This window comes from Serratia sp. NA_13 (assembly GCF_052691735.1).
Window position 1 is genome coordinate 17,022 of sequence record NZ_JBQZFV010000006.1, and the last position, 19,116, is coordinate 36,137.

The window sequence follows — 19,116 nt, forward strand, 5'->3', positions numbered from 1 at the left end:
TTATTAGAGGGTGATGCTGTGTAGATGTAGCCCACGTTCCCTGAGCTGTTGCTGCACGGCTGGCGGCAACGCGGCATCGCAGAGGATATCGTCGAGTGCCTCCAGCGGGCAGACGCGGAACATGCCGTATTTGCCGAACTTGCTGCTATCGGAGACCAACACCCGACGGCGGGCAACCTCCAGCAACGCTTGTTTGACCAACACTTTTTCCTCGTGCGGCGTCGATACGCCGTGTGCCAGATCCCAGGAGCTGCTGCTGATAAAGGCGATGTCGATATTCAGCGTGTGCAGCAGCATGGCGGCGCTGTTGCCGACGCAAGAGTAGTTGCGTTGGTCGACCTGACCACCGGTGTGAAACAGGTTCAGCTGCGGCTTATTCATCAGGTGCTGGATGATGGAGAAATCGTTGGTGACGATGGTCAGGTTGAAACGCTCTGCCAGGTTGCGGGCGATTTCGAAGGTGGTAGTACCGGCATCCAGATACACCACCTGCCCATCTTCCACCAGAGATGCTGCGTATTTGCCTATCTCGCATTTGTGACGGTGGTGCAGCCGAGCCTTCTCGCTATAGGCCAGCTCTTGGCGCAGTGTGTCGCTCAGACGTACACCGCCACTGACGCTGACCACTTTGCCCTGTTCCTCCAGCACGCGGATATCCCGGCGCACTGTCATATGCGAGACACTCATCAGCTCGGCCAGCGCGGGGATAGCCGCCAGTTGGTATTCATGCACGTGGCGATAGATAAAATCACGGCGTTCGGAAGGGATCATCAGTACTCCTCTGCCGGGCTGACAGTGGCAGGGCACCACAGCACAGGCGTTGTTATTTTTTGTTATTGAGCTGAATTTTTAACCATCTGAATTCACAAAGAAACGATAGTTGTCACAGATGCAATGATGGTTAAAGGACATCATTTAGGCTTTTAAAGTGAATTTTTTCAATGTGTTATTTATTATCTTTGCGATAGGGTGAAGGAACACAATCTTGTGATAAATAATGTTACGAGTGGAAGGGATTGTGAGTGGTGTGTGACAACTGCGGGTGCAAGGGTACTGAAGGGAAGTGATTGTGCGACGGTAGCAGATAATGGCTCAATATGGCCCATCGGCGCTTTTTTCAGCACTTAACTCATTGAACCGCGGATAAGTGTTGCACGTGGATCGCTGAAAGGTATAATGCACCCGTTTTCCGCATACTACTTGCAGTGCCGAAGTGGCGAAATCGGTAGACGCAGTTGATTCAAAATCAACCGTAGAGATACGTGCCGGTTCGAGTCCGGCCTTCGGCACCATTAGTATGTAAATAGACGTCTACGGACGTCTTTTTTTATGTCTAAAATCCAGTCCCCGCAAGGTTTTGCCCCGCTTTTTCACTCAACCTAAGTCAACCTGATTCAATCTACATCAACTTACTGATGCGGGTACAACTGCGGGTATATCCCGGTACGATTATGTTTGTACCCACACAGGACCCTTGAAAGGATACTCATTATGGCTCTGAGTGATGTGAAGGTTCGTTCGGCTAAGCCTGAAGCAAAAGCTTATAAACTTACTGACGGTGAAGGAATGGTGTTGCTGGTTCATCCTAACGGCTCCAAATACTGGCGGCTACGTTATCGCTTCGGTGGTAAAGAGAAGATGCTGGCGCTGGGGAAGTACCCTGAAATATCGTTGGTTGATGCCAGGGCACGCCGGGACGAAGCTCGTAAGCTGTTAGCTAACGTGATCCGCTTGAAGGTGTGAAGCATTCACATCGAGGATCAAAGATGCGTACTCCTCATCTTGTTCCTTTATCGCAGCAAGCTCTCGCCATTCTGGAAAAGATCAAAAGCATGAGTGGAAACCGTGAGCTGATTTTCGTTGGTGACCATGATCCACGTAAGCCGATGAGTGAGAACACGGTTAATAAATCACTACGAGTAATGGGCTACGACACGAAGGTGGAAGTTTGTGGCCACGGTTTTAGAACAATGGCTTGTAGTTCATTGATTGAGTCGGGATTGTGGTCGAAGGATGCGGTAGAGCGGCAGATGAGTCACCAGGAACGTAACTCTGTGCGTGCGGCTTATATTCATAAGGCCGAGCACTTAGGAGAGCGGAGGCTGATGGTGCAATGGTGGGCTGATTATCTGGATGCTAATCGGGAGAAGGGGGTTAGTCCGTTTGATTTTGGGAAGTTGATAGTTATTTAAAAACCAATAATAGCATAGATAAATATAAATATCTCTTTTAGGTTATGACATAAATTATAAAATATAACGCTACCTAATTTTTAGGTGGCGTTATATTTTTAATGAATGCTATTGCGACCATATATAATATTAATTGAATTCAGGTAAGATACCGCTATCCAGATAATTAAGAAGGTTATTATTATTAAAAATACCCCTATAGAAAATGGCTTCCCATCTGTTTTGAGACTGATTATCGTATTGACGTTTGAATCGACGAATTATTCTTTGCGCGCTTTCGGGGGCTTCGTCCTGACGCTCTAAGGACATTGTGCGCAGCAAGGCCATATACTCATTTCGGCAGAACTCATCAAATCGTTCTAAAAAATCAATCCCATTGATATGGCGTATTAATAAGCTATGGAGCTCATCGTCAACCCCATCATCAGGAACTATCAATGTGAATGTTGGATTAGTGTATGGAGCGGTTATGTTTATACTTAACTGAACTTGCTCAATAGCATCAAAGTAAGGATGTATATAGATCTTGTCTCCATTGGCGTCTAAATAATCTGAGCTTTTTTTTTGTTGACACTCGCTACACATAGGAGTTAAATTTGCGATTATTATAGATAATTCAGGATAAGACGTTTTAGGTAAGTAATGATCTAAGGTTGTAGGTTTCCCTGGCTCACCACAGCACGGACAGAATAATAGGTTATGCTTCCTTCTTAATTTGTCCAGAATAACATAAGGTGATTTATCTTCCTTAGGGGAATATAATCCAATAAGACTTTTTTTTCTTTTTTGTTCGACTCTTATCTGTGCCGGTATAAGTCGATTGTCATTGTTTGTTTTAGCCTCTTCCTCAATTATTGCAGCCTCTGAGATAAAAGATGACAAAACTAAGGGGGAGATTATCTGTGGATCACCATGATGTTCCAAATAGTTTTGCACATGTAGAACCCATGCTTCAGTGAGTGCATTATAGAAATCTCTGAATTTCTCTCTTTCAGAAATTACTGCACGAAGCACTGTAATAGAATCATCCTCTGGTAAAGCTAACTTAGCGACCATGGGATTTCTTTCCTAAGCTCATGATTTTCATTATCATTTCCTCATTAACCTCCTCCCCTAACATTTCGATAAGTCGTTCAGGATCTCCAACTTCCTTTAACTGCATATCGAGCCATTCATCAAAGGGTTTTGAAATTGATTTATCTCCGAAAACATAAGATGAAATACGCTGGACATTACCACCGAATGTTTCAAATGGTGGAGGGACTATTTCTAAACCATTTTCTTCCTCGCGAAATATATGAACGCATTTTGAAGGAACTTCACGCGTGATAGATAAAGAATGAGTGGCCAAAATAGCTTTAGAGCGAAAAGGGGTTAGTACTTTTTTTAATAAACTTATAAATTCTATTTCAAGATTAGGATGTAAAAATAATTCAGGTTCATCGATAACAATCAAACTATTTTCCTTCATAGCGCCAACAACATTAATAGCTATATATACAAATAGTCGTTGTCCGGAACTCAAGCGTACAATATTTCCATCTTTAACGAAGATGACACCATCATTTAGTAATAAAGAATTAATTATTAAATCAATGTGTTCAGCCCATTGCATGATATTAATGGCAGGAAGATATTTTTCATTATTTATTGTAATAACATCATTTCCAAGATAGGATAAATCATCTTGAGATGATAATCGCAGCACACAGTAATCATAGCTGATTGCAGATTTGAGTGCAGAATCAACAGAGTTAAATTTTTTTACTCTATTTTCAATAAATTTGTATTTTTCATCATCAGATATCATTTCAAGTAAAGATTCACTTGAATTTAAAGCTGGCAAGTTGCGACTAATACCAATTTTCCCATCATCTCTCATTTGCCTAAAGCCAAAGTATTGGTATGCCTTTTTGTCCTGTAAGTTATTTTTTTCTAGATCGAGACTAAACTCTTCAAAAGGGCTATAGGAAACAAGAACAAGTTTACTTATATTTGGCCTTTCATCAAACGGTGTATGTTTACTCCTTTCAAGTATACGTGGCTCCCCCATGCCTGTTTGTAACCAATATTCAACCAGTGATTTAAGACAATGAGACTTACCAATTCCGTTCGGACCTATAATTACATTGATATCATAAGGTAATAATGATGATGATTCAAATTTGAACGGAATGCTTTTTACACAACAATCTTTAGATAAAATATTTAATTGAAAATCTCGTATTTCTGCATAAATATCTTGAAATATAAGATAACCATCTTGAAATGCTTTGTTTGCTCCACTTTCTCGAAGCAATGATTTTTTAAACCCATCATGTTCTATGAGTTTATTAGAAACTTCATTGTGGTATACATTTTTGCTAAAACCAGCATCGTGCAGTTCATTAAGAAGAGTAATTGCTTTTTCTTCACCAACTTTAGATATAAGTATTTTATAAAAATCAATATCAGATGGGAGCGCTATGTAATTAATATTAGGTATGGGGAATATACCATCCCATCCGTCCTTACATAATTCATCAAGTTTTATTGCTGTGTTATCTACATCTTCAATTAATAATTTTATAGAAAAATCAAATGATATTAATTGATTGTTAATGTATATCTTTGCATTTAAAGTCGTTTTATAGCTATAATCATCCCAGTTATTACTACTCAGAGACAATACATCTCCAAGTTGTGGTTTGGCTGGAGGTACTTCCCTCCAGTAAAGATTAGGCGTGTAAACAATTCTCATTATATAAATGCCTTTTTAGACAATGAGTTGAATGATTCCTCTGCAAATTTATTGCTTTTAATAATTTTATTTTTACAAAGCATCGTTTTATTGAACAAAGTACAAAATTTTTGTTGAACATCCAAATCTGGATAAATAATCTCAGTCTCTTCAAACTTACCTTTAGAGATATTAAGCATAGAACCGCTCGTGCCAGTTGCTTGCTTTGTTAATAACTCTCGGACTTTTTCATTTTGTATCAAAAAAATGAAAAACTCTGGTAGTAATAATTCATAATTTAACTTAATCGACCAAAGTTTATCAGGAAGAAAAATGTTATCGTAATCTTGATTAACCATACATATTGCAGCAACCAACTCCCGGGTATTTGCACGACTAAACAGTAAATCACCTTTCTTAGGCATGATAAGTTTTTTTGAAGCAGGAATGTTTTCGCGATCTACTACTTTATTTTCCTCTGGTTTAAATATTCCAGAAGTAACAGAGCTGATTTTTAATACACCAAACTCATCAAATTTACAGGGTTGATTATCTCCTGTTGCACTCCATCCGGAAATAATATCTAACACGCCTTTTTTTATTTTATTCTTTTTCCATCTCTTCGGATTTTCAACAGGATCGCCAAACATCTCCAGGAATGCATTACACAAAAATTCATCAGCTAATTTGATAGCTTGCCCACTTTTTTGGCGTATTCCATCTGCTTTATCGAGGATAGATGAGATGCGTTTTTGTTCAGTAAGCGAGGGGATGGGAATTTCCATCGCAGCCAAATCTTTCGTACTAAGATTTGGTTGCGCTGCCCCCCCAGCGTTTAGGAGTAATTTTTGAAGTGGACTTCCTGAAAATACGTATTTTAAATATTCTGAATTTTCAGGGCGTTTGCCCCGAACAACTGCTACTCGTTGATTTAGATATGCGCCTTCAGCCTCTGAATCAGCAACGGCTATTTTTCCAACAGTTGCGCCAGATAGAGCCATTAAAATATCACCGCTTTTGATTCTAAATTGTTCGCGAACGTTGTTAGCTTTGTAATCAAAGACCATAGCCTTACTAAGATCGATTCGGCCGTTCTTAAGATCACCAATCCGAATAACTATCGCATCTCCTGTACCAAACCATTCGCTTTTAAAAGCAAACCCGGATATAACTTCAGCAATATCGGAAATTTTTCCCATCGGCCAACTCAAAGCATCCCCTCCAGCTCATCCAAGTCCGCCAGAATTTCTTCTTCCAGATGCTTTAACCGCTTCAGTATCACTTTCGGATCTTCATACTCCTCCGTCTGATACACCACTTCTTTATAGCGATTAATGGAGAGATCGTATTTCTGCGCAGCGATATCTTCTTTTGGCACCACAAACGCGGCTTGCGTGCGATCTTTAAAATCAACGTCAACGCCTTTTGGATACTGTTGCTTTAGCAACGAGGAAAATTTCTCGCCCATAAAGTTATCTACCGGCAAACCACGTAAAGCACGATAGTGCTTCCAGCTCGCAAGTAAATGCGGCAGGTCGTTATCCTTTATCGGATTACGTTTGTCATCGAGGCTGTAGCCGTCATTGTGCAGGTCGTAGAACCAGACTTCATCTGTCTGGCCACCTTTAGTAAAGAGCAGGATCGCCGTCGCCACGCCCGCATAAGGTTTGAATACACCGGAAGGCAAGTTGATCACTGCTTCCAGTTGGTTATTTTCCACCAGCGTTTGACGTAGCGACTGGTGTGCCTTACTAGAACCAAACAACACGCCCTGCGGCACGATAGTGGCGCTGCGACCACCCACTTTCAGCATTTGAAGAATACGCGTCAGGAACAGCAGCTCAGTTTTTTTAGTCTTCACCATTCCCGACAGCGAGGCATCAATATCTTCCTCATCCAGTGAACCGGTAAATGGCGGGTTTGCCAGGATCAGGTTAAAGGCGTTTTTGCTGGCTTGCGGGAAGTTGGTGCTAAAACTCTGGCTCATGGTGTCCTGATAGTGAATATCCGGCTCTTCCACACCATGCATAATCAGGTTCATGGCGGCGATACGTAGCATAGTGGTATCGAAGTCGTAACCGTGGAACATACTGTTATCCACATGGTCACGCCACGGCGTCAGTAGATCGCCAGTAAAGATTTTTTGTTCTTCCAGCTCACCGCGTTCGTTGCTGCCAATCTCGGTATGAATGGATTCCAGCGAGCTGTATTTTTCCAGTAGATACTCATAGCTGATCGCCAGAAAACCACCCGTACCACAGGCCGGATCGCAAATCGTCTCACCACGCGCCGGATTTGGCTCCATCATCTCGACCATGGTACGGATGATATGGCGCGGGGTGCGGAACTGGCCGTTGATCCCGGCGGTAGTCAACTTGCTTAACAGGTATTCGTAGAGATCACCTTTGGTGTCACCACGATCCAGCGGCAGGTTTTTAATGACTTCCACCGCTTTGGTCAACAGCGAAGGCTTGACGATCTCTAGTCGGGCATCCTTCATAAAGTTACCCAACAGCGTGGCCTTCGTTTTATCCGCCTGCCCAAGTTGACGGAAGTGTTGGAATACGCCATCGCGCACCACATCCATCATTTCATCTGAACCCAGATTACTGTAGTGGCTGAAACGAAACTCCTGCTGCTCAGGTGCAAAGCGCGGTTTAAAATCAACCCCCGCAATTTGCTTACGCTTTTCGTCCCGTTGTTCCAGGGTATCCAGCATACGGGAATACATCAGGTAGGTGATCTGTTCGATAACGGTCAGCGGGTTGGTGATGCCGCCCACCCAGAAATCTTCCCACAGCCCGTCGATTTTACTTTTTAAGTCACCGGTGATCATCGTTAACTTCTACCTTGTTATAAATACAAAATCCCCGCTGCCGGGGCTTGTCATGAACGCATTATACCGTTGCCGTGTCGGTCACGACACCCAGCTCTTCGACTATCTTTTGCAAGCGGGTGATTTGTGCCACATCCGGGAATACGCCCGCGACGCCTCCTTGGTGAATATGTGTGAAAGGTTGTTCAAAGAGCTGCTTCATCTCGATAGTGCCGTAATCACGGATATGATTTTTCAGCAGCGAGAGGAAACGCAGTTGCGGGCTGGTCAGACTATTATCAGCAGCGAATTGCGCAAAACGTACTTCCACCGCGTCGCTGTCCATCCCGATAATGGTACGTAACAATTTATCTAGGCTGGCGGTTGCCTGAGGGTAGAAATCCTTCAGCGCCCGGATATCGACGTTAGGATTCTGGATCAAAACCAGTTTTGCCAGTTCATCGAGTTCACTTTGCGTTACCGGTTCGCCGTTGCGAATCTTCTTCAGCACCGGGTTTTGCTGGAACAGTGGTTCAAGTGCGCCCTGAACCTGCTGGCGATAAAGTTTGAAATCAATGGAACGAACATTAGTCTTGCGGGTTTCCGTCTGAATCTGGCCTACATCTTCGGTGATATCCACCTGCAAGGAACTGAATTGTGGCGTTGGATCTTTTTCCATCAGGTGCATTATGCCGCGCAGGTGAATGCGAATATCTTCCAGCTCTTCCAGACTGGCCTGCTTCCACCAGCTTAAATCATGGAGCTGATTAATCCGCTGACCCTGCTGCTGTACCTGCGCCAAATGTGGCGGTAAGCGCTCTATTTTTTCCACGATTTCCGGCCAAAGTACGTCTAGCTCTTCCGGGTTGGTATATCGAGCGGTTTGCGCCGCAAGGATGTCCATATCAAAGCGCATGGCGTCGCTTTGTCCGCGTACATCCAGCCATTGCATTAACGGTGCCAGAATAGAAAGCAGATCCTGCTGTGTTTTTGGTGAAAGCTGACGCAGCAATTTTTCATCGCTGTACTGCGCTTTTTGTTGCCATTTTTCCTGCACAGCAATCGACTTTTCATCCAACGCATTGATCTGTTCACGAAGTTGATGAGCTACCAAATCTACAGCTTGTTTGTCGAACTTACGCTGCGCTACTGCTCCCAAAATTACCCATGCCTCGAAGCGTTTTTGCGCCAGCGATTTCGTTGGTTTAACTTCGGCCTCTTCGGTATGAAGTTCGTGATACTCGAAATTGCCCCAATGATCGAAGATGCGAAATTTCTGTTTGTCTAGCGGTTTGCCGTTCTCATCGTTGCCGTACAGCCCCGAGCAGAGGCGCGTACCACGGCCAATCATCTGCCAGAACTTCACTTTCGATTTGACCGGCTTGGCAAAGACCAGATTCACAATTTCCGGGACGTCAATGCCGGTATCAAGCATGTCAACAGAGATAGCGATGGTCAGCTCTTTGTTGGTGCTTTCATCCAGCCCTTTAAAATCGTCAATCAGTTGCTCGGCGCGGGGATCGTAGTTGTCGATGACCTGGCAGAAGCGTCCGGCAAACTGCGGGTACATGTCGTCGAACAATTCATTCAACAGCAGCGCGTGTTTGTGGTTACGGGCGAAAATGATGGTTTTACCTGGCAGTTGGCCGTCCCGATCTTTCAGGCCATTTTCCATCAGGTTACGCAGGATATAGCGGTTGGTGTCTTTGTTATAAATTGCTTCATCAAGCGCCTTGCCATCAAATTCCAGCGTATTGGGATCTATACCCTGTTCTTCCAGCTCACGTATTTGCGCGTCGCTTAATTTCTCCCGTTTGATGCCTTCGCGCAGGAATTCCGTGGTGTGTGTGACGACGTCATAAGGCACCAGATTGTTATCAGCGATGGCATCTTCCAGGCTGTAGTTGGCGGTGGGGATACGTCCTTCACAACCAAACAGGCCGAAAGTGGTTTTACTCACCATGTCGATCGGCGTGGCCGTCAGGCCAATCTGGAGGGCATCAAAATACTTAAACAGATCGCCGTAAACGTTATAGATCGAACGATGGGATTCATCGGCGATGATCAAATCAAAATAACCGACATCAAAATGGTCCATGATTTTCATCATGCCGGGATAGGTGGCGATGTAGATCCTGGCATTCTGTCTGTCTGCTTTCTTCGATTTCCCGACCACATACAGCGGCTCATTGGTGAACTGATTGAAGGCATTCGCCGCCTGCTTACGTAGCTCTTTGCGGTCACAAAGAAACAGGACACGTTTTACCCAGCGGGCATCGATCATTAGTTTGCTTAGCGCAATTGCCACGCGGGTTTTGCCTGTACCTGTAGCCTGAACAATTAACGATTGTCGGTACTTATTAGTAAACCGTTCGCTGACGCGGGCAATGGTTTCAAGCTGATACAAACGTCCGGCAACAGCTTTACCTTCGTTGTCTTTTACGTGCGGCACACTGTTCAGTGGCAGACGGGTTTCTCGCTGCTGAATAAGATATTGCAGGCTTTCCATGCTGTAGAAGCCAAATACCCGGCGCGGAGGATAGCCATGAGTTTTATGGTCGTCCCACAGCCAGATGTCGTAGCCGTTGGTGTAGAAAATGACCGGACGCTGACCATATTCTTTTTCCAGCCAGTCTGCATACAGTCGGGCCTGAATTCGTCCTTGTTCGGCATTGACGCTGGTTTTTTTTGCTTCCACCACCGCCAGCGGTTTATGCGCTTCATCCCACAAGACATAATCCGCGTAACCGTCGCCGGTTGTAGTAGGTTGTTCTTTAACCGGGTGTTCCTGCGTAACCTGATCGGTATTCTTAAGTTCTTCACCTACATTCCAGTCAGCAGCAAGCAGACGAGAATCAATCAGACGGCGGCGGGTTTCCGCTTCATCAATAGAGAGGATATCGGCAACATGCTGGTTACGCGCTCTGGCTTCATTCAGGCGCTGAGTGAGGTGTTCGGCCTTTTCCTGCTCCTGTTGTAATGCGCGTTGTAATGCCAATTCGCGCTCACGGCTTTCATCTTGAGCCCTGATTGCATCTTCCAGACGTTTTTCATCTGCACGACCTGAAGATTGCGTTAACGGAGGGAGAGAAAATTTGGGGCAGTTATCAACATTACCGTGGGCGTAACGAACATATAGCCAGACACCTAATAAATACGCTTCCTTAAGCAGCCAGTAGGTATCTTTGGCTTTGATACGTCCACCGTGCGCGGCACGGTTGCCGTGGATACGCAGCGCATCCATTTTCATGATGATGGCTTCCGGCATCATGCTGGTAAACACATCGGCGTTCATTAAATCGTACAGATTTGCTTTGATGCCTTCAGGCAGCCGTTCCTGACGATATAACCAACGCACCATCAATTCGGTGTAGTTGCGCAGCTTGACCAGACAGCTTTCCGGATCGGAGTGAACATAGCGTTCCGCCATACACGCGAGTTCTGCCAGTTCCGGCCACTGGCTGCGCAACATTTCAAAATTGAGAGACTGCTCCATCAATCATCGCCTTATGTCGTGGATACAACAGCATTTCTGAAAAGAATATCACACTAATTTGGCAGACAAAGTGAGCTTGTACATATTCAGGGCACTGAAGAATGAACACGTGGTACGGGGCAGGATAACTTCAGTGGTGCGTAAAATTCACATATTCATCCATTAGATGGGTTAGCTTTGAGTTTTCTTCCTGACGCTGTAACAGCCAAAAGCAGAACTCTTCATCATTCATTTTCTTAAGGTTCTCCAGCCAGTCGTCGAGAGGCGCTCCGAGCATACGGTCATACCAGAAAAGCCAAACAAGCTTATGGCGATACTCCACGTTATTGAACTGCTGAAGTAGGCTTATCAGTTTATTGGCAAGTGAGCGTTGCTTGAGCCTGATACACTCGCTAAGCAATACACCTTCAAGGCCTCCGTGAGTAAAAAGCAATTGCCCGTCAGTCTCCAGGCTAAGACGTAAATCATTTTGAATACTCAGCGGTTCTGGCTTGGTTTTGTTATAGATCATTCGGTACAGGCACTGTGGTACGATCCCAGGTACAGGGCCGGTATCCGGGAAGTAGAGTGTCGACAGCGTAAGGTAATGGCTGGGATAAATATTCTGATGGCATATTCCATGCCTGACAGTCAGTTTGGTCAGATCGGTAAGCCAGCTTTGGTAGGTTTTGAGTAAAAAATCATAGCGAGCGATTGTATCTTGCATGGGGAATTATCCGTATGTGCTGTATTCAAACTGGCGTCATATTGCGCTTTGGGGAGGAGGTCAATTCATATTATTATTCTGAACTTGGCCGTCCTGTACAAAACTTTTCGGAATCCCAGTTTGAGGAGAAGATAAGAAATGAAATGTTGCCGGTGATTAATGCGGCAGACTACCCCATCTCTGAAATTATTGTCAGGCGCGGTGAGCTGGCTTATGAATTAAAAAATGCAGCAGAGGAAAAGAGCATAGATTTGTTTATTTTTGGTCATCATCAAGATATATGGAGCAATCTTTTTTCATCCGCAAGGAATGCCATTAACGTATTAACCACGGATGTCCTTGTTATTCCATTAAAGAGCTAAATCAAAAGCTGGATGGCACCAGCGCTAGGGTATTGAGGTTCACCTGCTCAGCAGGCGGTGAACAGTAGTGCACAGCTTGATGATAATTAAGTTAGCGTACTGGATAGGCTGAGAAAAATCTTTTTAGGGCGTTGACCTCAGGCGTAGCTGCTCCCACCGTCGGATCCCTCAGAGGGGAGCGCTTAATAGCGATATGGGTATTAATTAACCGATTGGTTTGGCAGTGGCTGCCATTTTAAGTTGGTCGTAAGGTTGGATATTCAGATAAATTGTTTAAATATGCGAGGTATTCCACATCGTTACGCTTGCAAACGTCGGGTTTTTGCGACAGGTTACAGATGTGTGAATTAGTTACTTGATGTAACTATACAAATCAGTACAGAATAAATCTCACGCTCGACGGCGCATATAGCATATAGGCAGTAGCCCAGTATCAGGCAGGTGAACGGCCAGTATTACCTGGGCATCAACTAAGGGGTTGGATTGCATGAATGAATTTGTCAATGCCGTCAACGGCGTGATCTGGAGCCCAGCGCTCATCTATCTGTGTTTGGGGACAGGCCTCTACTTTTCTTTGCGTAGCCGCTTTCTGCAACTGCGTCACCTGAAGGGCATGGTGCGTTTGATATTCCAGGGCAAAGCCAACGCCGCCGGGGTTTCTTCATTCCAGGCGCTTTCCATGACTCTGGCGGGGCGAGTGGGGACCGGTAACATCGCCGGGGTTGCTACCGCTATTACCTTCGGTGGGCCGGGAGCGTTGTTCTGGATGTGGATGGTTGCCTTCCTCGGCGCGAGTTCAGCGTTTGTGGAGTCGACATTGGGCCAGGTCTATAAAGAGAAGCTCGATGGGGAATACCGCGGCGGCCCGGCCTTCTATATCGAGAAAGGGCTTGGCATGAAATGGTATGCCTGGGTTTTTGCCATCGTTACCATTTTTTCCTGCGGCGTGCTGTTGCCGGGCGTGCAGGCCAACTCCATCGGGGCCAGCCTGGATGTCGCGTTTGGGATAAGCCCCAATGTGACGGCCGCGTTGTTGGCAATGCTGTTGGGCTTCATTATTTTCGGCGGTGTTAAGCGGATTGCGAGTTTTGCCGGCACCGTCGTGCCGTTCATGGCGCTGGGTTATATCATTGTGGCTTGCGTGATTGTCGCGCTCAATATCGAGCAACTGCCGGGCGTTATTCTGTTGGTCTGGAAAAGCGCGTTTGGTCTTGATGCTGGGTTTGGCGCTATTCTGGGGCTGGCTATTATGTGGGGGGTTAAGCGCGGAGTGTATTCCAACGAGGCGGCACAGGGGACTGGCCCGCACGCGTCTTCCGCCGCAGCGGTCAGCCACCCGGTGAAACAAGGGCTGGTGCAGGCGTTCTCGGTCTATATCGACACATTGTTCGTCTGCTCCGCCACCGGTTTCATGCTGCTCATTACCGGTTTGTATAACGTTCAAGGGGCCGATGGCGGTGCTCTTTATACCGGGGTAGCCGGCGTTGCCGCCGGTCCTGGGTATGTGCAAACTGCGATGGAGAGCATGATGCCCGGTTTCGGCAGTTACTTTGTCGCTATTGCGCTTTTCTTCTTCGCCTTCACCACCATCATTGCCTACTACTATATTGCCGAGACCAATATCGCGTACCTCAACCGGAAGATACATCGCCCGTGGCTTACCTTTGTGCTGAAAATCGGGTTAATGGCATCCGCCGTTTACGGCACGGTTAAGACGGCTGACCTGGCATGGGGGTTGGGGGATATTGGCGTGGGACTGATGGCCTGGCTCAATATCGTTGCCATTTTGCTGCTGCGGAATAAGGCGTTCATCTGCCTGAAAGATTATGAAAAGCAGTTGGCTGAAGGTGTCGACCCAGTATTTCACCCTGAGAAGCTCGGAATCAAACAGGCGGACTATTGGGTAGATAATCGGGCCGAGGTGAACCTGATGCGTGAGTCAACGGGAAATATTGATGAAAACTCAGGGCTTTCCGGCAGATAGTGCATCATGGCGCGAACAGGTTCCTGATGTTTCCTGATACAGCGTATTCAAACCGGCTTAGGCCGGTTTCAGACTGATGACAAACCTCATTCCAGCCCAGAGCGAGTAGAGGCCGATAAATAAAAATCAGAAAATCAATTTATTGATTTTCGGCTGCTCACCACAAAGCAGGAAAAACCACGCTTTTTCCTGCTTTGTCAGCAACCTAAAACCGGCTTAGGCCGGTTTTTTTACCTGCAGTTCATGCCATTCGCCATACGACACGCAGGCACTGTCCCGAAAACGATATCGTGGCGAAACACTATCTTGGGATGCTGTCGTCGAAAATCTGGCTATTGAGTTGGAGCGCTCTAAAGCTGGATTATTAAAGAAGCCTTGACCCGCATGCTGGCCGAAAGAGAAGGGCGTCACCAGAGCATCCAGGTCGGTCTTGCTGATGTGGAGGCCGGTCGTGTAGTGAGTCATTCGGACATAGTGGATTTTGCCAATCATTTAAAGAAAAGCTGATAAATGGAAATTTACTGGGCGCTTAAAGCTCAGCATGACCTGGAACGCGCCTTTTTTGCCTACGAGATGCTGGACTAACGGGAAGTGATGCTTATCATGTTATCGAGACTACCGATCCAGAGAGCGTGCTATGCAACATATCATTGAAGGTTTCCTCAGCTTCCAGAAAGAGATTTTCCCTCAGCGTAAGGAACTCTTCCGCAGCCTTGCCTCCAGCCAGAACCCTAAAGCGCTTTTTATTTCGTGTTCTGACAGCCGCCTGGTACCCGAGCTTGTGACTCAGCAAGATCCGGGGCAACTTTTCGTTATCCGTAACGCAGGCAACATCGTTCCTTCCTTTGGCCCGGAACCGGGCGGGGTGTCGGCGACCATCGAATACGCGGTTGTGGCGCTAGGCGTTACGGATATCGTGATTTGCGGCCACTCGAACTGCGGCGCCATGAAGGCGATAGCGTCTTGCCAGTGCCTTGACCCGATGCCGGCTGTGGCCCATTGGCTGCACTATGCGGACGCGGCCAAAGCGGTGGTAGAGAAGAAAACCTGGGATAACGAAATCGACAAAGTTAACGCTATGGTCGAAGAGAACGTAATAGCCCAGCTAAATAATATTAAGACTCACCCGTCGGTTGCCGTGGGCTTGCGCAACAATGGCCTGCGTCTGCACGGCTGGGTGTACGACATCGAAAGTGGCGAGATTCGCACGTTGGATAAAAATACGAAGAATTTCGTGTCACTGGCAGATAACCCTGAAGTTCACTTCGAATAAAGTGATGCCTGGCCTTGGCCATGAAATTGAATCCACGCTTCGGCGTGGATTTTTTTTAGGGTAGATATCTCCGCACTGGATATCAGCAATGAATCCCGGCAGGTTTCGCAGTATACAGATGTGCGGTTCGACAATATTAAGACCCGGCTGCGGACCACCCATGCGAAGAGCATCGACGGAGGAATTCACGACGAATTGGGTAGTTCCATGGCGCACTTCAAGACGGGATTGATGGCATAACGTACAGAGAGAATTTACCATCGCTATACAGGTGCTTTTTCTCAATGGATGAGGTTTCTCATGGATGATGGTTTGGTTGTTGCATTATCGCCAGTCCAACTGGCAGCGGTGATTTCAGACAAATCAGTTACAGAAGGCGAGACACTCAGCAATCGTTTGTGGGGAAGCCTGGAGTTGGTTTTAGGTGCGCTTGAAATGGCAGGTGCGACAGCGCTTGCGCCGCGTCAGAACCAACGGGATTAACAAAGGTAGGCTGTGTTGCCGTTGGCGCCCATAGTATGGATACAGTCAAAACGGCTGCTGATAAAGTGATTACAGGACTGAGCACACGCAGTGCGACACATCGTTCAGCAGAAGCCCTGGCTAAGAAATTTGGCGCTGATGAAGATACTGCATTCAAAATAGGTCTGGCTGTGGATGTCGCTGTACCTCTGGGGTTTGCAACGGCAATGGGGGCCGCCAGAGTAGTTTCAATCCGCTATGGGAGAATTAGCCTTGCTTCACATGAGTCCTTAACTGGCATGAAACTCTGGGGGACATACCATTGCAAGACATGTAGGTAAATCTCCAGAAGAATTATTGCAACGTTTAGCCAGCAGTCCTGGTATGCAATCGGCCTCTACGTTCACCGACTTACGGACTGCAGAGAAAGCCATAAGCCAAACATTAAAAACTAATCGGCAGGCTATTAAATAATAGGCTGGTTATCCATCATCAGCAATTGTTCTTGAGTTAACTCACAGTACAGGGAATACAGTCGGTTTTGGTTTTCGTCAAGGGAGTACAGTCAGACTGACGACAAGTGGCGTGCGTGTAGTTTTATTGAAAAAATGTATAACGGTCAATCTTATTATATCCTGACAGCATATCCGATAATTAAATAAGAGTTCATATGAATACAAACTTTATCCATCTTGGTGTTTTGGTTCGTGTATTTTTTGGTCAGGGCTATGATTTATTTGGTGGGACAGTAGATGAAATATTCACCGCCTACAAAAATACAGAAAATCCACAAACTGTTCAAAAAACAATTAATGAAGCAAATGATTTGTTAAAATTATTTTCTGATGAGAAAGAGTTAGAGTCAGTTTTTGCTGAGCTTACTGATGGAGAATTTTCCCCCGCTGCCTGGGGGCTTACTCCACAGTCTTTCCTCAAAAAAGTTGTTGATGTTTTGAGTACCTAGAGGAGGTCTTGGCTAACTATTCACAATCTACCAATCATACACTTGCTGTATATTTATGCGTTGGCAGAATAGCAATGAGGCTATCTCGATGGAGAGAAAAGCGGCAACGCCTTACTGCCTGTCTAAATGAGCATAGAGGTGATCTCATTGAATTTTTTAGCACAATCAGTAGATCACAAAACGCTATACCTGTCTTTTTTCTGGGGCTCCCTCAGACCTAAAGGTGGTTTTTTTGTGCGTGCGATCTCATTCTGCCAAATGCCCCTCACTTTTCTTTCAAAATAACTCAGCCTGTTCAACCCGCATGTACGCTGCCATTGCGGGAGCCAATTGAGGGCTTTCTGATAACGCCCTCAGGCTTATCTTATTGACGTAATAGGTTAAAAAAGAGTTTTATCTCTTCTTCTTTTGATCGGGGAGTTCCAGGATGGAACAGAAACAAGAAGGGATAAAACGGGCGTTAACGCCTGGCGAAGTTAATCTGGCACGTTCGGTGTTTGGCAACTCGATTTTCTATAACAGAGTGCGGGTGCATTGTGACAGCTATCTGCCGTTTGGGTTGCAAAATCAGCTTACCGCGATGAGTCCCAATGGAGAGTTATAATTTCGTAAAGCCTTATATAACCGTAATTATGCGAATGAGGATCTTGAAGCGCAGCACCTTTTCATTCATGAGATGGCACATGTTTGGCAGCATCAAAGAGGCATGTGGGTGCGTACCCGAGGGCTTCTCAGTTGGGCGGTGAACTATCAATATCGGCTCGATAAACAATTGCTGAGCCACTACAGTATGGAACAGCAAGCATCGATCATTGCAGACTATTTCGTTCTCAAAAGATTTGGTATGAATGCCTTCTTCGGTTTGCCAAATAGGAATCACATAGGGATAGTGGACAGAAATACATTGTCAAAATTTCAACCAATAATCAGAAGCGCAGGGCTGCCATTATGAGTAAATACTTATTACTTCTTCTGCCTCTTTTTCTCTCAGGCTGCCCCATGGGGGATAGATTCAACTTATACCCAGCGCAAAGCAAGGTTGTAGCCGGTAAAGTTTGCGTTTTTTTTGATGAGAAAGAAATAGTAAGAAAAGAGTCTATTTTAAAGATAGCCATCTGGAAACATGGTGGTGATGACTACGTTTACGAAAAATCATATGCCTACAGCCCTGTGGCTTTGGAAGCCGGGAAGTGTGTCCCAGGCATCGGCGAGTTTAATTTTATCGCCGGCGAAGGGTATACCGTTCTGGTTAGAACACCGCTGAACTCATATCGTTCCAGCTTTATCGTATGGGCAAAGGGCGAAAATATTTTTTTGAAGCCGAATTAGATTTTAACGAAATGATGATACGAATTATTGTTTTATTGACTTCAGCTTTGTTGCTCTCTGGTTGTATGCATATGAAGGATCCAAGGCCCAAGAACTACACGGCCAACGTCACTACCTTTGATAATCAAGTTTGTGTGCTGGTTCAACCTGAAGGGGATGAGCGGTTATCTGGCGTTATTATCGAGGAGTTCGGCAATGCTACTCATATCTTTGGCAAGAATTTCTCTAATAACGAGATGCCAGCAGTGGTATCGGATAAATGCATTCCTGACTTTAACTACAAATTCGAAGGCGGAAAGTCTTACGGGGTTTCGGTGACTTTGCTTTCGCAGGATAAACGACGTAAGGGCATTGAGCCTGCTGCCAGGGTGTTTGGGGCTGGGTTTGGTGTGCGAAATGATAATGGGGTAATTAAAGTGATTCCTACTAATCTGTGATTGAGAATGTTATCCCCTTAAAGGGGTAGGACTTGATTTATCCCTTTAAGGGGATAATACTCATTTCATCCGCTTGGGGGGATAAAATGAAAATTACCTCGGCAAAGATGTTGGCGCATGCGCTACGCAACGAGCGTAAGAAGCGTAACCAAAGCCAAAGTAAAGCCGCTGACAGCGTTGGGTTAAAACAGGCCACGGTTTCCGCGTTTGAAAACAACCCGGACGGCACACGGCTGGAGACGTTATTCAAACTGCTTGCTGCGCTGGATTTAGAGCTACAAGTGACTCCGCGCGGCAAGCCGGTCGATCCCAAAACCTGGGATCAGGAGTAGTGAGCATGGAAAAGCTACGTGTGGCGCTAAATGGGGCTGTTGAAG

Annotated in this window: 17 protein-coding genes, 1 tRNA gene and 2 pseudogenes; 13 read left to right on the forward strand and 7 right to left on the reverse strand. The window is 45.7% G+C overall.

Features of this window, described 5'->3' with window-relative positions; translation table 11 throughout:
- Positions 1–3: 3 nt before the first annotated feature.
- Entirely contained in the window at positions 4–771 is a 768-nt protein-coding gene (locus tag ACUTSU_RS11005) for a DeoR/GlpR family DNA-binding transcription regulator (RefSeq protein WP_445651228.1), read from the reverse strand.
- A gap of 436 nt (positions 772–1,207) precedes the next feature.
- Between ACUTSU_RS11005 and ACUTSU_RS11010 the strand changes: the two genes are divergently transcribed.
- A tRNA-Leu gene (locus ACUTSU_RS11010) sits at positions 1,208–1,292 on the forward strand.
- A 199-nt stretch (positions 1,293–1,491) separates the two neighbouring features.
- Positions 1,492–2,192 (forward strand): annotated as a pseudogene (locus tag ACUTSU_RS11015) (tyrosine-type recombinase/integrase).
- Between the two features lie 129 nt (positions 2,193–2,321).
- On the opposite strand, the gene ACUTSU_RS11020 reads toward ACUTSU_RS11015, so the two are convergent.
- The 6 genes from ACUTSU_RS11020 to ACUTSU_RS11045 form a co-directional block, all read right to left on the reverse strand.
- Complete coding sequence (locus ACUTSU_RS11020) at positions 2,322–3,248, reverse strand: HNH endonuclease (RefSeq protein WP_445654155.1); 927 nt, start codon at positions 3,246–3,248, stop codon at positions 2,322–2,324.
- Positions 3,238–4,932 (reverse strand): AAA family ATPase, encoded by a 1,695-nt coding sequence (locus ACUTSU_RS11025; RefSeq protein WP_445654156.1) that lies wholly within the window; start codon positions 4,930–4,932, stop codon positions 3,238–3,240. Before ACUTSU_RS11025 ends, ACUTSU_RS11020 begins: the two co-directional genes overlap by 11 nt.
- Positions 4,932–6,122, reverse strand: coding sequence for a restriction endonuclease subunit S (locus ACUTSU_RS11030; protein ID WP_445654157.1), 1,191 nt, complete (start codon positions 6,120–6,122; stop codon positions 4,932–4,934). The genes ACUTSU_RS11025 and ACUTSU_RS11030 overlap by 1 nt, the downstream gene beginning before the upstream one ends.
- The gene (locus tag ACUTSU_RS11035; protein ID WP_445654158.1) at positions 6,119–7,747 is read right to left on the reverse strand and encodes a type I restriction-modification system subunit M; all 1,629 of its coding nucleotides are present in this window, start codon (positions 7,745–7,747) and stop codon (positions 6,119–6,121) included. Before ACUTSU_RS11035 ends, ACUTSU_RS11030 begins: the two co-directional genes overlap by 4 nt.
- 61 nt (positions 7,748–7,808) lie before the next feature.
- Complete coding sequence (locus ACUTSU_RS11040; RefSeq protein WP_445654159.1) at positions 7,809–11,222, reverse strand: DEAD/DEAH box helicase family protein; 3,414 nt, start codon at positions 11,220–11,222, stop codon at positions 7,809–7,811.
- A gap of 130 nt (positions 11,223–11,352) precedes the next feature.
- On the reverse strand, positions 11,353–11,928 hold the full coding sequence (locus ACUTSU_RS11045) for a hypothetical protein (RefSeq protein ID WP_445654160.1): 576 nt from the start codon (positions 11,926–11,928) through the stop codon (positions 11,353–11,355).
- Between the two features lie 14 nt (positions 11,929–11,942).
- Between ACUTSU_RS11045 and ACUTSU_RS11050 the strand changes: the two genes are divergently transcribed.
- From ACUTSU_RS11050 to ACUTSU_RS11100, 11 genes and pseudogenes are all read left to right on the forward strand, one after another.
- On the forward strand, positions 11,943–12,290 hold the full coding sequence (locus ACUTSU_RS11050) for a universal stress protein (RefSeq protein WP_445654161.1): 348 nt from the start codon (positions 11,943–11,945) through the stop codon (positions 12,288–12,290).
- A 487-nt stretch (positions 12,291–12,777) separates the two neighbouring features.
- Positions 12,778–14,274, forward strand: coding sequence for an alanine/glycine:cation symporter family protein (locus ACUTSU_RS11055; RefSeq protein ID WP_445651231.1), 1,497 nt, complete (start codon positions 12,778–12,780; stop codon positions 14,272–14,274).
- 271 nt (positions 14,275–14,545) lie between these two features.
- A pseudogene (locus ACUTSU_RS11060) lies at positions 14,546–14,781 on the forward strand (CopG family ribbon-helix-helix protein).
- A gap of 130 nt (positions 14,782–14,911) precedes the next feature.
- A complete protein-coding gene (locus ACUTSU_RS11065) occupies positions 14,912–15,547 on the forward strand; it encodes a carbonic anhydrase (protein WP_020825036.1) in 636 nt (211 codons plus the stop codon).
- Between the two features lie 300 nt (positions 15,548–15,847).
- On the forward strand, positions 15,848–16,030 hold the full coding sequence (locus tag ACUTSU_RS11070) for a hypothetical protein (RefSeq protein ID WP_445651232.1): 183 nt from the start codon (positions 15,848–15,850) through the stop codon (positions 16,028–16,030).
- 336 nt (positions 16,031–16,366) lie between these two features.
- Complete coding sequence (locus ACUTSU_RS11075; RefSeq protein ID WP_445654162.1) at positions 16,367–16,483, forward strand: RNase A-like domain-containing protein; 117 nt, start codon at positions 16,367–16,369, stop codon at positions 16,481–16,483.
- A gap of 196 nt (positions 16,484–16,679) precedes the next feature.
- Positions 16,680–16,973, forward strand: a complete 294-nt coding sequence (locus ACUTSU_RS11080) for a contact-dependent growth inhibition system immunity protein (RefSeq protein ID WP_445654163.1) — start codon at positions 16,680–16,682, stop codon at positions 16,971–16,973.
- A 427-nt stretch (positions 16,974–17,400) separates the two neighbouring features.
- Entirely contained in the window at positions 17,401–17,577 is a 177-nt protein-coding gene (locus tag ACUTSU_RS11085; RefSeq protein WP_445654164.1) for a hypothetical protein, read from the forward strand.
- Positions 17,578–17,921: 344 nt separating this feature from the next.
- Positions 17,922–18,302: a putative T6SS immunity periplasmic lipoprotein gene (locus ACUTSU_RS11090; RefSeq protein ID WP_445654165.1), complete on the forward strand. Its 381-nt coding sequence runs from the start codon at positions 17,922–17,924 to the stop codon at positions 18,300–18,302.
- The gene (locus ACUTSU_RS11095; protein ID WP_445654166.1) at positions 18,263–18,739 is read left to right on the forward strand and encodes a putative T6SS immunity periplasmic lipoprotein; all 477 of its coding nucleotides are present in this window, start codon (positions 18,263–18,265) and stop codon (positions 18,737–18,739) included. The genes ACUTSU_RS11090 and ACUTSU_RS11095 overlap by 40 nt, the downstream gene beginning before the upstream one ends.
- Before the next feature lie 86 nt (positions 18,740–18,825).
- Complete coding sequence (locus ACUTSU_RS11100) at positions 18,826–19,071, forward strand: helix-turn-helix domain-containing protein (RefSeq protein WP_445654167.1); 246 nt, start codon at positions 18,826–18,828, stop codon at positions 19,069–19,071.
- Positions 19,072–19,116: the final 45 nt, after the last annotated feature.

Excerpts from the sequence above, each read along its gene's own strand:
- ACUTSU_RS11025 (WP_445654156.1), bottom strand. The coding sequence starts at position 4,932 with ATGAGAATTGTTTACACGCCTAATCTTTACTGGAGGGAAGTACCTCCA.
- ACUTSU_RS11020 (WP_445654155.1), bottom strand. The coding sequence starts at position 3,248 with ATGGTCGCTAAGTTAGCTTTACCAGAGGATGATTCTATTACAGTGCTT.
- ACUTSU_RS11085 (WP_445654164.1), top strand. The coding sequence starts at position 17,401 with ATGGAACAGAAACAAGAAGGGATAAAACGGGCGTTAACGCCTGGCGAA.
- ACUTSU_RS11035 (WP_445654158.1), bottom strand. The coding sequence starts at position 7,747 with ATGATCACCGGTGACTTAAAAAGTAAAATCGACGGGCTGTGGGAAGAT.
- ACUTSU_RS11065 (WP_020825036.1), top strand. The coding sequence starts at position 14,912 with ATGCAACATATCATTGAAGGTTTCCTCAGCTTCCAGAAAGAGATTTTC.
- ACUTSU_RS11045 (WP_445654160.1), bottom strand. The coding sequence starts at position 11,928 with ATGCAAGATACAATCGCTCGCTATGATTTTTTACTCAAAACCTACCAA.
- ACUTSU_RS11090 (WP_445654165.1), top strand. The coding sequence starts at position 17,922 with ATGAGTAAATACTTATTACTTCTTCTGCCTCTTTTTCTCTCAGGCTGC.
- ACUTSU_RS11055 (WP_445651231.1), top strand. The coding sequence starts at position 12,778 with ATGAATGAATTTGTCAATGCCGTCAACGGCGTGATCTGGAGCCCAGCG.
- ACUTSU_RS11005 (WP_445651228.1), bottom strand. The coding sequence starts at position 771 with ATGATCCCTTCCGAACGCCGTGATTTTATCTATCGCCACGTGCATGAA.
- ACUTSU_RS11095 (WP_445654166.1), top strand. The coding sequence starts at position 18,263 with ATGGGCAAAGGGCGAAAATATTTTTTTGAAGCCGAATTAGATTTTAAC.
- ACUTSU_RS11080 (WP_445654163.1), top strand. The coding sequence starts at position 16,680 with ATGAATACAAACTTTATCCATCTTGGTGTTTTGGTTCGTGTATTTTTT.
- ACUTSU_RS11040 (WP_445654159.1), bottom strand. The coding sequence starts at position 11,222 with ATGGAGCAGTCTCTCAATTTTGAAATGTTGCGCAGCCAGTGGCCGGAA.
- ACUTSU_RS11050 (WP_445654161.1), top strand. The coding sequence starts at position 11,943 with ATGTGCTGTATTCAAACTGGCGTCATATTGCGCTTTGGGGAGGAGGTC.
- ACUTSU_RS11100 (WP_445654167.1), top strand. The coding sequence starts at position 18,826 with ATGAAAATTACCTCGGCAAAGATGTTGGCGCATGCGCTACGCAACGAG.
- ACUTSU_RS11070 (WP_445651232.1), top strand. The coding sequence starts at position 15,848 with ATGGATGATGGTTTGGTTGTTGCATTATCGCCAGTCCAACTGGCAGCG.